The sequence below is a fragment of the Mesorhizobium sp. M2A.F.Ca.ET.042.01.1.1 genome (assembly GCF_003997405.1).
Classification (GTDB): Bacteria; Pseudomonadota; Alphaproteobacteria; order Rhizobiales; family Rhizobiaceae; genus Mesorhizobium.
This window is the reverse complement of the sequence record NZ_RZRX01000185.1, coordinates 1-13,113: the sequence shown is the minus strand read 5'-3', so window position 1 is coordinate 13,113 and position 13,113 is coordinate 1. Positions and strand designations below refer to the sequence as shown.

Annotated in this window: 13 protein-coding genes and 1 pseudogene; 4 read left to right on the top strand and 10 right to left on the bottom strand. The window is 64.6% G+C overall.

Annotated features, from left to right (window positions below; all coding sequences use genetic code 11):
• Together EOA23_RS24060 and EOA23_RS24055 are read right to left on the bottom strand one after the other, a co-directional pair.
• Positions 1–874 (bottom strand): HAD-IC family P-type ATPase (locus tag EOA23_RS24060; protein ID WP_145966471.1); only part of this gene is annotated, 874 nt, incomplete at its 3' end.
• Between the two features lie 8 nt (positions 875–882).
• Positions 883–1,269 carry a DUF302 domain-containing protein gene (locus tag EOA23_RS24055; protein ID WP_127305977.1) on the bottom strand — a complete coding sequence of 129 codons (387 nt, stop codon included), beginning with the start codon at positions 1,267–1,269 and terminating at the stop codon, positions 883–885.
• Positions 1,270–1,410: 141 nt separating this feature from the next.
• Here EOA23_RS24055 and EOA23_RS24050 point away from each other — a divergent pair, with 141 nt between their 5' ends.
• Positions 1,411–4,092, top strand: a complete 2,682-nt coding sequence (locus EOA23_RS24050; RefSeq protein WP_127305976.1) for a bifunctional acetate--CoA ligase family protein/GNAT family N-acetyltransferase — start codon at positions 1,411–1,413, stop codon at positions 4,090–4,092.
• Positions 4,093–4,200: 108 nt separating this feature from the next.
• Here the strand turns inward: EOA23_RS24050 and EOA23_RS24045 are convergent, their stop codons facing one another.
• The gene (locus EOA23_RS24045) at positions 4,201–5,760 is read right to left on the bottom strand and encodes a bifunctional aminoglycoside phosphotransferase/ATP-binding protein (RefSeq protein ID WP_127305975.1); all 1,560 of its coding nucleotides are present in this window, start codon (positions 5,758–5,760) and stop codon (positions 4,201–4,203) included.
• 67 nt (positions 5,761–5,827) lie between these two features.
• A complete protein-coding gene (locus EOA23_RS24040) occupies positions 5,828–6,214 on the bottom strand; it encodes a c-type cytochrome (RefSeq protein WP_245456187.1) in 387 nt (128 codons plus the stop codon).
• A gap of 171 nt (positions 6,215–6,385) precedes the next feature.
• On the opposite strand from EOA23_RS24040, the gene EOA23_RS24035 reads away from it, so the two are divergent.
• From EOA23_RS24035 to EOA23_RS24025, 3 genes are all read left to right on the top strand, one after another.
• A complete protein-coding gene (locus EOA23_RS24035) occupies positions 6,386–7,222 on the top strand; it encodes a universal stress protein (protein ID WP_127305974.1) in 837 nt (278 codons plus the stop codon).
• Between the two features lie 142 nt (positions 7,223–7,364).
• Positions 7,365–7,898: a cytochrome b/b6 domain-containing protein gene (locus EOA23_RS24030; RefSeq protein WP_127305973.1), complete on the top strand. Its 534-nt coding sequence runs from the start codon at positions 7,365–7,367 to the stop codon at positions 7,896–7,898.
• Between the two features lie 330 nt (positions 7,899–8,228).
• Positions 8,229–8,789 carry a sigma-70 family RNA polymerase sigma factor gene (locus tag EOA23_RS24025; protein ID WP_042647223.1) on the top strand — a complete coding sequence of 187 codons (561 nt, stop codon included), beginning with the start codon at positions 8,229–8,231 and terminating at the stop codon, positions 8,787–8,789.
• Between the two features lie 6 nt (positions 8,790–8,795).
• Here EOA23_RS24025 and EOA23_RS35765 read toward each other — a convergent pair whose 3' ends face one another.
• The 6 genes and pseudogenes from EOA23_RS35765 to EOA23_RS23995 all read right to left on the bottom strand — a co-directional run.
• Entirely contained in the window at positions 8,796–8,963 is a 168-nt protein-coding gene (locus tag EOA23_RS35765; RefSeq protein ID WP_189341686.1) for a hypothetical protein, read from the bottom strand.
• 465 nt (positions 8,964–9,428) lie between these two features.
• A complete protein-coding gene (locus EOA23_RS24015) occupies positions 9,429–9,647 on the bottom strand; it encodes a hypothetical protein (protein ID WP_042647226.1) in 219 nt (72 codons plus the stop codon).
• A 59-nt stretch (positions 9,648–9,706) separates the two neighbouring features.
• Entirely contained in the window at positions 9,707–10,621 is a 915-nt protein-coding gene (locus EOA23_RS24010) for a class I SAM-dependent methyltransferase (RefSeq protein WP_245474321.1), read from the bottom strand.
• Positions 10,618–11,610 carry a GNAT family N-acetyltransferase gene (locus EOA23_RS24005; RefSeq protein ID WP_127305972.1) on the bottom strand — a complete coding sequence of 331 codons (993 nt, stop codon included), beginning with the start codon at positions 11,608–11,610 and terminating at the stop codon, positions 10,618–10,620. The genes EOA23_RS24010 and EOA23_RS24005 overlap by 4 nt, the downstream gene beginning before the upstream one ends.
• The gene (locus tag EOA23_RS24000; RefSeq protein WP_127305971.1) at positions 11,610–12,671 is read right to left on the bottom strand and encodes a glycosyltransferase family 4 protein; all 1,062 of its coding nucleotides are present in this window, start codon (positions 12,669–12,671) and stop codon (positions 11,610–11,612) included. The genes EOA23_RS24005 and EOA23_RS24000 overlap by 1 nt, the downstream gene beginning before the upstream one ends.
• A 15-nt stretch (positions 12,672–12,686) precedes the next feature.
• Positions 12,687–13,113 (bottom strand): annotated as a pseudogene (locus tag EOA23_RS23995) (beta-xylosidase); the annotation flags it as partial.

Sequence of the window (13,113 nt, the reverse complement as noted above, 5' to 3'; positions counted from 1 at the left end):
CCTTCATGAGGATGCCGGCGCGGGCGGCACGCGACACGCCGCCGATGAATGCGACGGGCGCCGCGAGGATCAGCGGGCAGGGCGTCGCGACCACCAGAACGGCGAGAGCGCGGATCGGATCACCGGAAAGATACCAGGCGATGGCGGCGATCAGCAGCGTGGCCGGAAGCAAGAGCAGGGCAAAACGGTCGGCAATGCGTATGAACGGCGCCTTGGCGGTTTGCGCGGCGGCGACCATGCGCACGATCGCGGCGTAGGTGCTTTTGTCGGCGATGGCCGAGGCCCGCATGACAAAGGCCTCGCCGACATTGACGGTGCCGCTGCGCAATGCGTCGCCGGCGCCGCGTCGCTCCGGCAGGGGCTCTCCGGTGACCGTCGACTCATCGAGCTGGGCCGAGGCGTCGATCAGGACGCCGTCCACGGGCAGCAATTCGCCGGCGCGCACCAGAAGCTCGTCGCCGACCGCCACCTGGTCGATCGCGACAGTTTCGGTGCCATGTGCGGATTTCCGGTGCGCCACACGCGGCGCCCTGTCGGTCAGAGCCCTGAGATTCCGCTCCGCCCGGCCGCGCGCCAGATCTTCAAGCACGGTGCCGCCGGCATACATGATGGCGACGACCACCGCCGCCAAAGCCTGCCCAAGCAGCATCGCCGCCGACATCGAAACCAGCGCGATCGCATCGACGCCGACCCGGCCGATCCAGAAATCCCGCAGGATCGAGATGGCAAGCGCCGCCACGACGGGCAACGTTGCCGCTGTCCAGATCACATCGGGCGAGGCGATGTCGATACCGTTTTGCCAGACGCCCAGTCCGAGCGCCAGGCCGAGAACGGCTATGAGCAGCAGCGCGCGCCGCAGCACGGATTCGTTCATGACGGCCGTCAAAGCTCGTCGATCATTTCCCGCAGCAAAAGCCGGACATCCTTTGCCGTCGCGGCAAGTTGCGGGTTGTCGATCGCTCCCATCGCCACCATCGGATCGACGGCCGCCACCTCGGTCTTGCCGGGGGCGGTCTCGGTCACGATCACGTTGCAGGGCAGCATCGCGCCGATCTTGTCCTCGGCTTGCAGCGCGCGCCACGCGAAATGAGGATTGCAGGCGCCGAGGATCATATATGGCTTGAAGTCGACGCCGAGCTTGACCTTCATCGTGTGCTGGACATCGATCCTCGTCAGGATGCCGAAGCCCTTGCCGGCAAGCTTTTTGGTGACGTGTTCGATCGCCGCCGCGAGCGGCATGTCGAGGCTCTTGCTGAAGTAATAGCTCATCGGATCCTCCTTCCATGGCGATCTTCGCCAGCAGGGACAGCTTGAGGGCAGTAGCTAGCCGTGGGGGTCGGATGACGCTTTGATCCAGCGCAATGAATGCCAGCCGCCTTCGGTGAATGTGGCGGCAAGGAGTTCTCCAGAATGACTATCCGAAATCTTGAATACGCGGTCTCACCGAAATCGGTCGTTGTCGTCGGCGCGACCGAGCGCGTTGGCTCGGTCGGCCGCGTCGTCTTCGACAACATCGTTGGCGGCGGCTTCGAGGGGGAGATCTGGCCGGTCAATCCCAAACATGCGCAGGTGGCCGGCCGCCGCTGCTACGGCAGGGTCGCAGATCTGCCGGGGGTTCCCGATCTGGCCGTGATCGTGACCCCTCCCGAGACTGTGCCCGATATCGTGCGGGAACTGGGCGAGAAGGGGACGCGAGCCGCCGTCGTCATCACCGCGGGGCTCAATCACGCCAATGGTCTGCGCCAGGCGATGCTCGATGCGGCCAAGCCCCCGCTCATGCGCATCATTGGCCCGAACACTGTCGGGCTGATGGTTCCCCCGGCGAAGCTCAACGCCAGTTTCGCCCATATGGCTGCGCGGCCCGGGAACATTGCGCTGATCTCGCAGTCCGGCGCCATCGCCACATCGCTGATCGACTGGGCGGCCGAGAACAATGTCGGCTATTCCCGGATCATCTCTCTCGGCGACATGGCGGACGTCGATGTCGGGGATTGCCTCGACATGCTGGCGGGCGATTTCCACACGCGCGCCATCGTGATGTATCTCGAAACCATACCCAATCCCCGCAAATTCATGTCGGCCGCGCGGGCGGCGGCGCGCCTCAAGCCGGTTATCGCGATCAAGCCCGGCCGGCACGAGCAGGCGGCCAGGGCGGCCGCGACACACACCGGCGCGCTTTCGGGCGCCGACAGGGTGGTCGACGCCGCCTTGCGCAGGGCAGGCGTGCTGCGTGTGAATGATCTCGCCGAGCTGCTCGATGCCGCCGGGACGGTCGCCCGTCACGCTCCCCTCGAGCGGGCGCGGGTCGGCATCGTCACCAATGGCGGCGGGGCCGGCGTGCTTGCCGTCGACAAGATCGTCGATCGTGGAGGCGAGCTGGCCGAACTTGCGCCCTCGACGATCGAGCGGCTCGACCGTGCGCTGCCGCCGACCTGGTCGCATGCGAATCCGATCGACATCGTCGGTGACGCGGCGCCGGAGCGCTACGGGGCGGCGCTCGAAGCTCTGGCGGCGGATCCGGGGACGGACGTTATCCTGGTCATGAATTGCCCCACCGGGCTCGGTTCCTCGCCGGACGCGGCCAGGAAGGTCGCCGAGCTTAGCGACGACGGCGAGATCGGCGGAAAACCGCTTCTCGCGTGCTGGCTCGGCGAGCATACCGCGCGCGAAGGCCGGCGCGTCCTGACGGAAGCCGGCATCGCGAGCTTCGAGACGCCGGAGGACGCGGCGATCGCAGCGTCCTATCTCGGCGAATGGTCCCAAGCCCAGCGGGCGCTCCTGCGGACACCCTCGAGCCAGGGCGGCGACCGGGCCGATGGCAAGGCGTCGGCGCACGCCATCTTCCGGCAGGTGGCCGCCGAAGGGCGACGCATGCTGACGGAGCCGGAAGCAAAAGCGGCGATAGAAGCCTATGGAATCCTCGTGCCGCGGACCATCGTCGCCGGATCCGTGGCGGAAGTGGCGCAGGCCGCCGGCGAGCTTCTCGAAAGCTCTGAAGCAGTGGTCGTCAAATTGCTGTCGAAGGTGGTCTCGCACAAGTCGGATGTCGGCGGCGTGGTCCTCGACATCGCGACCGCGGACAAGGCCGCGGAGGCCGCCCGGTCGATCGAGACGCGCCTGCGCGCGCGGTCGCCGCAGGTGAAGGCGGACGGCTACACGGTGCAAGCCATGGTCGCGCGCAAGCATGCTCAGGAACTCATACTGGGCATGAATCTCGACCCGATGTTCGGCCCGGTCATTCTGTTTGGCGCCGGCGGCACGGCGGTCGAGGTCGTGAACGATACCGCGATCGCCCTGCCGCCGCTTGACGACGTGCTGGCCGGAGACGCGATCGACGCGACCAGGATAGGCCGCCTGCTTGCCGGCTATCGCGATCGCAAGCCGGCCAACCGGGGCGCGATCATCGCCGCGCTGAATGGCCTGTCGCAAATGATCGTCGACTTCCCTTGCTTGGTCTCCCTCGACATCAACCCGCTGCTGGCCGATGCCGAAGGCGTGGTTGCGCTCGATGCGCGTATCGAGATCGATCCGCGACGGGTGGATGACCCGGCGCCGAACCCGGCGCTTGCCATAAGGCCCTATCCGTCGGGATGGAGCCGTGATTTCCAGTCGGACGGCATGACCTTTCACATCCGGCCAATCATGCCGGCGGACGTGGCGCTTTATCCTGCGTTCCTGGCGAAGATTTCTCCCGACGACCTCAGGCTGCGCTTCCTGTCGCTGCGGAAGAACTTCCCGGACCAGATGCTCAAGCGGCTCACACAGCTGGACTACGACCGCGACATTGCCTTCGTCGCGCTTGAAAAGAACACGGGAGCGCTGGCGGGAATCGGCCGGCTTTCCTGCGATCCGGATCACAGGAGCGGTGAATATGCGCTGCTCGTGCGGTCGGACCTGCAAGGCCATGGCCTGGGATGGGATCTGCTGAAACAGGTCATCGACTATGCGAAGGCCGAACGCATCGGCCGCATCGAAGGCACGATCCTCAACGAAAACCGCAAGATGCTCACAATGTGCCTGGAGTTCGGCTTCTCGGTCGCCCACCACCCGGGCGAGCCCGGCCTGTCGGTGGCGACGCTGGAAGTCCGCTAGAGCGTTTCACTGTTTCACGGAAATGGCGAAACGCTCTATCTCCTTGTTTTGACGCTGACGAAAAACCGCGCACACTTTTCTTGGAATTCCTGTAAGCGGGTGACAGCTTTATGATCCGGTCTTCCTGAAGCCGGCCGCGGATAAAACGGCGCCCTCGACCGAGGCCACCATCTCGGCCGTGATTTCGGCCAGTTTGCGGTCGGCCTCGATCTTGCGCCAGGTCATCGGACCGGCATCGCGCTGCAATTGCCGCGAAAGGATGTCGATCGTGGCATCGGAGGGGCTGTCCTTGCGCTCGCTGACCCGGCGCCAAAGCACCGACGGGTCCGCCGCCAGCCAAAATCCCGCAAACGGGACGTTTGTCCCCGCCGCTGCGCGCTCGATCCTGTCGCGATCCTCCGGCCTGTCGAAGACCGCGTCGGCGACGACGCAGCCGCCCTCGGCAAGGATAAGCTCCGCGAGCCAGGCTATCTGGCGGTAGACGCGTTCCGATACGCCGGGCCGGTAGGCCTTGGCCGGCAGCCTCGTTTCGGCCGCCACGCCATGCATGGCTTTGCGGATGCGGTCGCTCTCGACGATACGGGCGCCGGGCGGCGCGCCGATCTGAGCGGCGAGCGCCTCGGCGACCGTCGTCTTGCCCGAGCCGCTCAAGCCGCCGATTGCGACGAGCCGAGGCGGCGTTTCGGCAAGCAGGGTTTGCGCGAGGTGGAAATAGGATCGCGCTTCGGCAATCAGCTTTGTCGAATCCTGGCTGGCTTCCTCGACCTGCGTCGCGGTCACGTGCGCGCGCACCGCCGCCCGCACCGCCATGAGGAAAGGCAGGAGAACGAAGCCGTCTTCGTCATCGGCGTCGTCGAGATAGCGGTTCATCACCAGATTGGCGAATTGCGGAAAACCGCGATGCCACAGATCCATCAGCAGGAATGCGAGATCGTAGAGGACATCGACGGTGGCGATCTGATCATTGAACTCGATGCAGTCGAAAAGGCGAGGCTCGCCATCGAAGACGCAGATGTTGCGCAGATGCAGGTCGCCATGACAGCGGCGGACCCGACCTGCCGCCTCGCGCCGGTCGAGCAGGCCGGCATGGCGGGAAAGGGCGTTGCGAAACGCGGCGTTGAGGGTTTCGATCTCCTTTCGGTCGAACACATGGCTTGTCGCGAATCCGGCCGAATTGATTTCGAGGACGCCGCCGATATTCGCCGACCCGCTGCTGGCATGGATCACTTCGGCGCCGCGGTGATAGTGCGCGATCATGCGGGCCACGCCTGTCATCAGCGCGGGTGTCAACTCCCCCGCCGCGGCCATGCGATCGAGGAGCTTGGACTGGTCGAAGCGGACCATCTCGATGACGGCGTCGACCAGTTCTCCCGGCTCGTCCAGGGCAAGCCGGTCTCCCGCGCGCGTGATGCTGTGGACATCGAGATAGAGGCCGGGCGCTGTTGCGGAGTTCAGCTCCACTTCCTTTTCGCACGCGGCGAGCCGCAACGCCGGCGTCGAAAAGTCGACATAGGGCAGCTTGACCGCCCGCTTCATCTTGAATGCGCGCCGCCCGACGAGGAAGATCCGGGAAATATGTGTTTCGATCGTCTCGACCGGACCAACCTCGCCATGGCTGGCAGGGTTCTTCAGCATCTCGACCACGACATCCTGGTTCTCGGTGATCATTGGGGTATGTCCTTGGCCTTTGCTTGCATCCTCATTCGGCCCGCCGACCGAGGTCTCGCAGGAGTCACTAACGCTGAAGCGTCTGGACGTAACCGGCGAGGTTATGGATGCGTTCCGTGGTCACGGCCTCCCCGCCATAGGGGCCGTACTTCTTCACGTCGTCAGGCAGGAACTGGTTGCCCCACACCGGCATGTCGCGCTCGCCATGCGCCGGGACGAGACCGCGACCGTCGATCGTGGCGTAGACCCGCCAGTAGGGAAATTCCCCGCCATTGCGCTTCGTCAGCGTCGTCAGATCGGCGGGGCGCTTGCGCAGTTCATCGGCCATCGGCCCGTCGCCCTTGCCTTCCACGCCGTGGCAGACCGCGCAGGAATTCAGATATTCCTGCTGTCCATTGCTCATCTGCTGCGCCGCCGCGGCGCTCAGCGTCAGCGCGAAAAGACCAATCGTCATCCGAAATCTCATTGATCTGCCTCCAGCCATCGGTGTCAGGCTAAGCCATGCGAAGCGCACGCACGTTGACCGGGATCAATCTTGCGAGGGACGATTTGATTCAGCGCAAGGAAGGATTCCAACCGGCTCGCTAAGGCTGCATTCCGTGTTGTCGAACAAGGAGCGGCCCCCATGCCATTCAAGACATTGCTCACGGTTACAGGGCCTGATCATGGAGACGGTGATCTGAGGCTCGCCGCCGGACTGTGCGAGGAAATCGACGCGCATCTTTCCGTGCTCGTCGTGGTCATTGCGGCGCCTCCGTCTGGCGGAGAATACGCAGCGGTGGTCTCGCCGGCCTGGCTCGCGGAGCGCGAAGCCGAAATGGAAACCCTGGAGAAGCGCGGCTCGGCGGTATCCAGGATGCTGTCGGAAGGCCCCGTATCGGCCGACCTCGGCAGCGAATACCCGGAGCAGTCCTGGACGGATGAGATCATCGGTCGGCGGGCCCGCTATGCCGACCTGACCATCGTCGGACCGGAGATGCTCGCAAGCGGCTTGCTCAAGGATAAGGTCCTTGCGGGCAGCCTGTTCTCGTCCGGGAAGCCTATCCTGCTGGTCCCTCAGGGAGTGCGCGCGACATTGAAACCGAAACGCGTCCTTGTCGCCTGGGACGCCAGCCTGGAAGCCTCGCGCGCCGTGCGGGAGGCGCTCGACCTCCTGTCGTCCGCCGACGAGGTCCGCATCGCCATGATCGATCCGATCGAAGACGAACGGCATCATGGCGCGGAGCCGGGAGCGGATCTGGCGGCCTATCTCTCCCGGCATGGCGCGAAGGTCGCGGTCGATCGCCTGCCGAGTTCGGGCCATTCCGTCGCCGACGTTCTTCGCCAGCATGCCACCGACACTGGCGCCGAGCTCGTGGTCATGGGGGCTTACGGCCACTCCCGGCTGCGCGAGCGGATTTTCGGCGGCGTGACCAAGTCCATGATCGAGGCCCCAGGGCTGACGGTTCTTATGGCGCGCTGAAGGCGCGTTCACCGAAAGGCCAGATTGAACCCACAAGCCTTGCCAGCCAGAGCTGCTTTTGGAGCGGCGCCGCGGTACCGGTGCCGGCAACATATAAGCGCTCGCGCGAGTGTGGGCGCGAAAGGAAGTCGAAGGCAACCTCATGCATCGTTACTCGCAGATCACGATCGCAATTCACTGGCTGACGGCAGTGCTCGTGATCGTCGCGTGGTTCACGGCCGTGAGCGGTCCTGACGCGCGGACCGATCCCTCCTACGTTCATTTCACAGTGGGGCTCGCCGTGCTGCTGCTGGTGGTTCCTCGTCTGCTCGCCCGATGGGTCGGCGCCGCGCCGCGCGTCGAAGACCCTCAACGACGCTGGCTCAATCTCGCGGCGCGTGCAGGGCACGCCGTCCTTTACCTTCTCCTCGTCGCGCTGCCATTGACCGGCTGGTATGCCGCCTCCAGGCTTGGCGTTCCGGTCTCCTTCCTTGGCATCAGCCTGCCGAGCCTGGCGGCCCCGGTGCAAGGCGCGCCAGGCGAGATTGCGGATCTGCACGAAACCGGCGGAACGCTGATTCTGTGGCTGGCGGGCCTGCATGCTCTGATCGCGATCTGGCATCAGTTCGCCTTGAATGACCGGACGCTCGAACGCATGAATCCGCTGGCGCCGTCTGATTTGACTCAAGACGGCTGACAGCTTCGGATCGCTTATCGGGCCATATCCGTTCAATATCGTCCGGATTTGGGGCCCTCTAGATTGGGCCGAGCGATTTAGCGATCCCGCTCATCAGATGTGTGGGTCGCTTCGATTCACGACCGCTGTGCGCATCCAGTCGCTTTGGTGCACCCCTGCACGCTGTAGCTTTGCCGTCTGGAAGGCGAGCGGGTGGAGCCCCTTGGCCAAAAGTTTTCGGCCGAGCGACGGAAAACAGGAACGTTCCTTTTCCTCAGGCATTTTCCCTAGTCTGTATCTCATCCACTCCTGTTTGCTGGGCCCGGAAAATTGTCACCCAGAGAGCATAATTTGTCGAACCCTGACGCCGGTGAGGTCTCCGTCGTCGATCTTATTCCTGCCTTGCGGGCTTTTGCGCGAACGTTCTGTCGGGTGCCCGACGACGCCGACGATCTCGTGCAGGAGACACTGACCAAGGGGCTTGCCAACCTGGACAAGTTCGAGCCAGGCACGCGGCTGAAGTCCTGGCTCTTCACGATCATGCGCAACACGCATTACACGCGTGTCAAGGCAGCGGCCAGGGAGGCGCCCGGGCTGCTTGACTGCGCCTCCAGCCGGCCGATCTCGGAGCCGTCGCAGGATTGGTCCGTCCAAAGCAAGGAAGTGCATCGAGCCATCCAGAAACTGCCGTCCCATCAGCGTGAGGTTCTGGTACTGATCGGCGTGCTGGGGGTAAGCTACGAAGAAACCGCTGAGATATGCGGTTGCGCTGTCGGCACCGTCAAAAGCCGTCTCAATCGCGCCCGTGCCGGTGTTCTGGAGTTCCTCGGGGAAAGCTCGCCGCAGGCGCTGATCGAGCGACGACGTCAATTTTCGGACGACCATTGGGATACTGAAGGCGCAAGACGCTAAGGCAGCCTACCGGCGCTGAGTTGCTTTCAGGACTTTCGCCTCTCTCATCAGCGAGGCCCAATTCAGACCGAGCAGGGAAACAAGTTCAAGCGCCTGCGTTTCGGTGATGCCCGTCGTTGCGACCAGCCGCCGAACGAGTTCGTCCACTTCCGGAGTTCTGCCATCCTGCGCCATCGGGATGACTCCTAACCGGCAACAACGATTCACTTATGTTAATGTTCCACCGATCATGTTGGCACGGCGACAGCAGGCAATGCCAATGCCCTTCGGCCATGTCTCGGAGTAATGCCGCATCCTTGCCGCGACGTCTTCAACCGCGCTCAGCCGTCATATCGCCTTTGCGCTTTTCGATCAGCGCGTTCTGCAGTTCGAGTGCAAGCCTAGTCAGCCGGTCAGGGACCTTCTCCCGCTCGATGGCGGTCAACAGGGACGCGATCTCCTGGTCCAGGCTCTGGATTGCCTGGGCGCATAGATCGCGCTGGCTCCGGCGAGACATCGCATTCTCTTAACAATAGAGGCCCCTTCAGATCTCACTGAGGCATACCCGACCGGCCTTTGCAAGGCGCTCGACGCAAGCTGTGGGATTTCCGGATCGCAGTCATCGGATTTCGGGGCAAAAGGCGATCCGCGAGCATGCACTCATTCCTTAGGCAGACGGTTCGCCGCGTGGTCCTGGTACTGATCGGATTTGATCCGGTTGCCGTCGAGGCCGCGTTGCTCCGTATGCTGCTTCTTGTCCCGGTTGGACAGGACCTCGTTCTCGCCGACCATGTCCTTTGCGAGCGTCGTCTTCGCTCCGGTTCCGGAGCCCTTGCCCTGGCTGCCGCGGCCCATATGCTTCTTACCGCCGGTTGCCATTATTCTTCTCCTGGGCTGCCCGCGTGAAACTGCTCGGCGACCGAACTGCCGCCCGCGCGTTATGTTCCGCCGCCAACGCGGATAAGAAAGACCGTGCCGTCCCAACTGCCGAAGGGCATTTCGCCATCGACCAAGACATCCATGCCAAATCCATCGGCAAGACGGTTGATATCGCGGGAATCGATGTCCGGCGACGCCCGATAGGAATAGTTGAGGATTGCCGCCATTCCTCCTGGCCGCAGCACGCGCGCGATCTCGCCGAAATGCCGCTCGGCAACATCGGCAAGCACCAGGTACGGAAAACTGTCGAGAGCCAGCACGCCGTCGAAGCTTTGATCGGCAAAGTCACCGAGATCGAGGCCCGTGGTCAGGCGGAATTCCACATTGGCGACACCGGCGCATCGCCGGCGCGCGATGGCGATCATCCGGGGCGAGATATCGATACCGACGATACGTCCCGCCATGGCGCCAAGCGCATGCTCGAGGCGCCCGATGCCGCAGCCGATGTCCAATATGCGGTTGCGGGTGCCGAGCATGCCTTGCCGTTCCAGCCACAAGGCAATCTCGCCGGTTGTGGCCGAGAGCCTGTCCTCGTCATCCAGCGACGACAGCTGCACGCTGGCGGCCGGAGATATGGCGGCCGCCCGATCGAATCCGCCGGCCAGCCGCTCGACGGTCATGGCGGCCGTTTCGCCGCTGGCAGGGTCATGCGACACGCAGGCAGCGACCCTGCGGACGGCGTCGAAGGCGTCGGCCTTGTCACGCAGCATCGTGGCGATGCCTTCCAGCCAGCATCGCCGGGACACATGGCGCGGGCGCATGTCCAGGGCGACATCCGCCAGTTGCGCCGCGCTGGTCGTCTTGTCGATACAGACGGCCAGTCTGGCCAGCGCGTTGTCGACCGAAAGGCCGTCCGCCATGTAGTGCTCCAGCAGGCGCCTGGCGATCGCGCCGGTTTGCCTCGCGGGGGTCACGGCGGCGCGCCCCGCGTCCACACCTTTTGCGCTGTCCAGCGGTCGTTCGCGCCCCAGCCATATTTGTAGCCTTCACGGCCGCGCAGGAAATCGAACTCGCGCGCGCGTTCGTTGGCGGCTTCGGCGATGGCATTGCCGATCAGAATCGCGCCGGGGCTTTCCTCGGCATAGGCTGGATCGAAACCTCCGAGATAGGCATAGGCCCGGCCGCGGTGATGAAATCCGTAATAGGCGCCGACGACGGCATCGCCGATCTCGATCGTCAGGCATCGCGCCAGGCCGTTATCGGCAAGCCGCGGCAGGGCCCTGCGATGAAATTCCACAGCCGCGGCGGATAGCACGCCCCCGCCATGACCGGCCCAGCGCGCGCCATGCAGCCGGATCAGCCTGTCGAGAAATATCTGCGGATCGGACTCGCCGCGGCTGACGACAACGGCTCCCCTTCGCCGGGCAGCTCGCTCGGCGCGGCGTAACTGTCGCCTTCGCCTCGCCGGAACCGAGTAGGCCAGGGTTCGATCGCCATCGAGCGGCAGCACGGGACAGGCGGCGTGCGCCATCGACCGGCACTCTTGCGCATTCGGCAGCTCAAGGCTCAGCGACATGGCATCAGCCGGGAGGTCGGGCAGGATCCATTGCGACCATTCGAGCGAGAGCACCGCGCCGGCAATGGCGGCGCCAGCCTCCGCCTCCAGTTCCGGCACGCACAAGATGTCGAGGTAGTCGCTTAGAGAAATGCCGATGGGCAGCAGGCGCTGACCGCGATCATGCCTTTCGACATAGAGCGGCGCCAGGCCGGCGAGGGCGTCTCCACTCCACACTGCAATGGCCGCAAGGTCGCCGGGCGCGAATGTCCGCCACCACGGAATGAGCCAGGCAGGAGACTGGAACGGCGTGGCCGAGATGCTCCGCCGCCAGAGCCGCCACCAATGCGGCTCCAGGTCCTCGAATGCTCTCGCGTCACGAATGATTTCGGTGCACAGACCGCCCATCAGCCGGTTCCCAGCAAGGCGCGACGGGTGCCAAGCTTCGCCAGCGCTTCGTAAGCATCCATGTAGGACGGGATCATGCGCTCAAGCGAGAAGCGGCGACGCGCCTCGGCACGGCATGCCTCGTGGTCCAGCGCTCCGGAAGCGACAATGGCCTTCGCCATCTCCTCGACGTCATTGACAAGGAAACCGGTCCTGCCGTGCTGGATGACATCGGGAAGGGCGCCGTTCGGGAACGCGACGACCGGCGTGCCGCAGGCGAGCGCCTCCATCGCGACAAGCGAGCTTGTTTCGGGGGCAAGGCTGGGAATGACCAGGCAGCGTGCGCTGTTGAGCAGCCGCCGCTTGGCACAGAAGCCGAGTGGCCCGAGGAAGCGCCGCTGGCGATCGAGCCGGGGGCGGACCTCGTCGGCAAAATAGCGCAGATGGGTCTCGTAGGGATAGACCTGGCCAGCGATCGCTAAGGACACGCCGGCGCGCTTGGCTGCCTCCAGCGCGAGATGGATGCCTTTTTCGGGACAGATGCGGCTGAGCACCAGCGCGAAATTGCGCCGCGACCGGGGCTCGTTCAGCGCTTCGATGTCAACACCGTTTGGAATAGGCTTCGCAAGTCTCGATCCCGCCGGCGCCGTCCTGTGCTGCGCCTGCGAGACTGCATGCAGCCACAGGTCCTCGCGTGACGGCGCCAGCACTTCGGGCGGGTACCAGCCGAGCGGCAGGGGCAACGTCACCAGGGTTGGGCCGTCGGAAGGCAGATAGGCGTCGAAGTCAATCCCGTGGAGGTGAACGACGTCGATCGGCCAGCACGCGCGGGCGGCTGCTATCGCGTCGCGATGCGCTTGATGAGCACGGTCTTTCGCCGCCTCATCGAGCACACCCGCCTCGGCTGGTGTTTCCACCAGGACGCCGGCCGTGCTTGACCCTTGGCAGGCGACGACAACCGAACGGTGGCCTTTCTCGACCAGCGCACGATCCAGCGCCGAAAGCACCTGCTCGGCCCCGCCGACCGCATCCGGCCCGACGGGCGCGAGAGGGTAGGCGACATTGAGGACAGTCAGCGTCATCGTTGATCTGGGGCTTCACCATGCCGCCGACACGCGCTGCGTCGTCGCCATGTTGTCGCCGATCGCCGGAGCGTAGCGACGGATCATCGCCGCGCAGAACTCGGCAAATTCCTCGGGGATCTGGGGCGGGCTGGTGTGATGAGGTTGAAGACCGCGATGCTCCGGCGTGAAGCAGAAGGTGACGTTGACGTTGAAGCCGGCCAGCGCTTCCATCTGGCGGTCGAACCAGTCCAGCGCATTCGGCCGAAAACTGTCGGCCCAGGACAGGCCGGTGCGCAGGTGGGTGACACCCAGACGCTCCATCCAGGCAACAGCGTCGTCCAGCCGGTGATCCTCGTAATGGAACCACTGCACCAGGCCCATTTGCGGGGTGTGGCGCACGAATTCCTCGAGCGCCGGCTTGGGCGTGCCGTCCTCGCGAAGCAGGCCCATATAGAAGTGC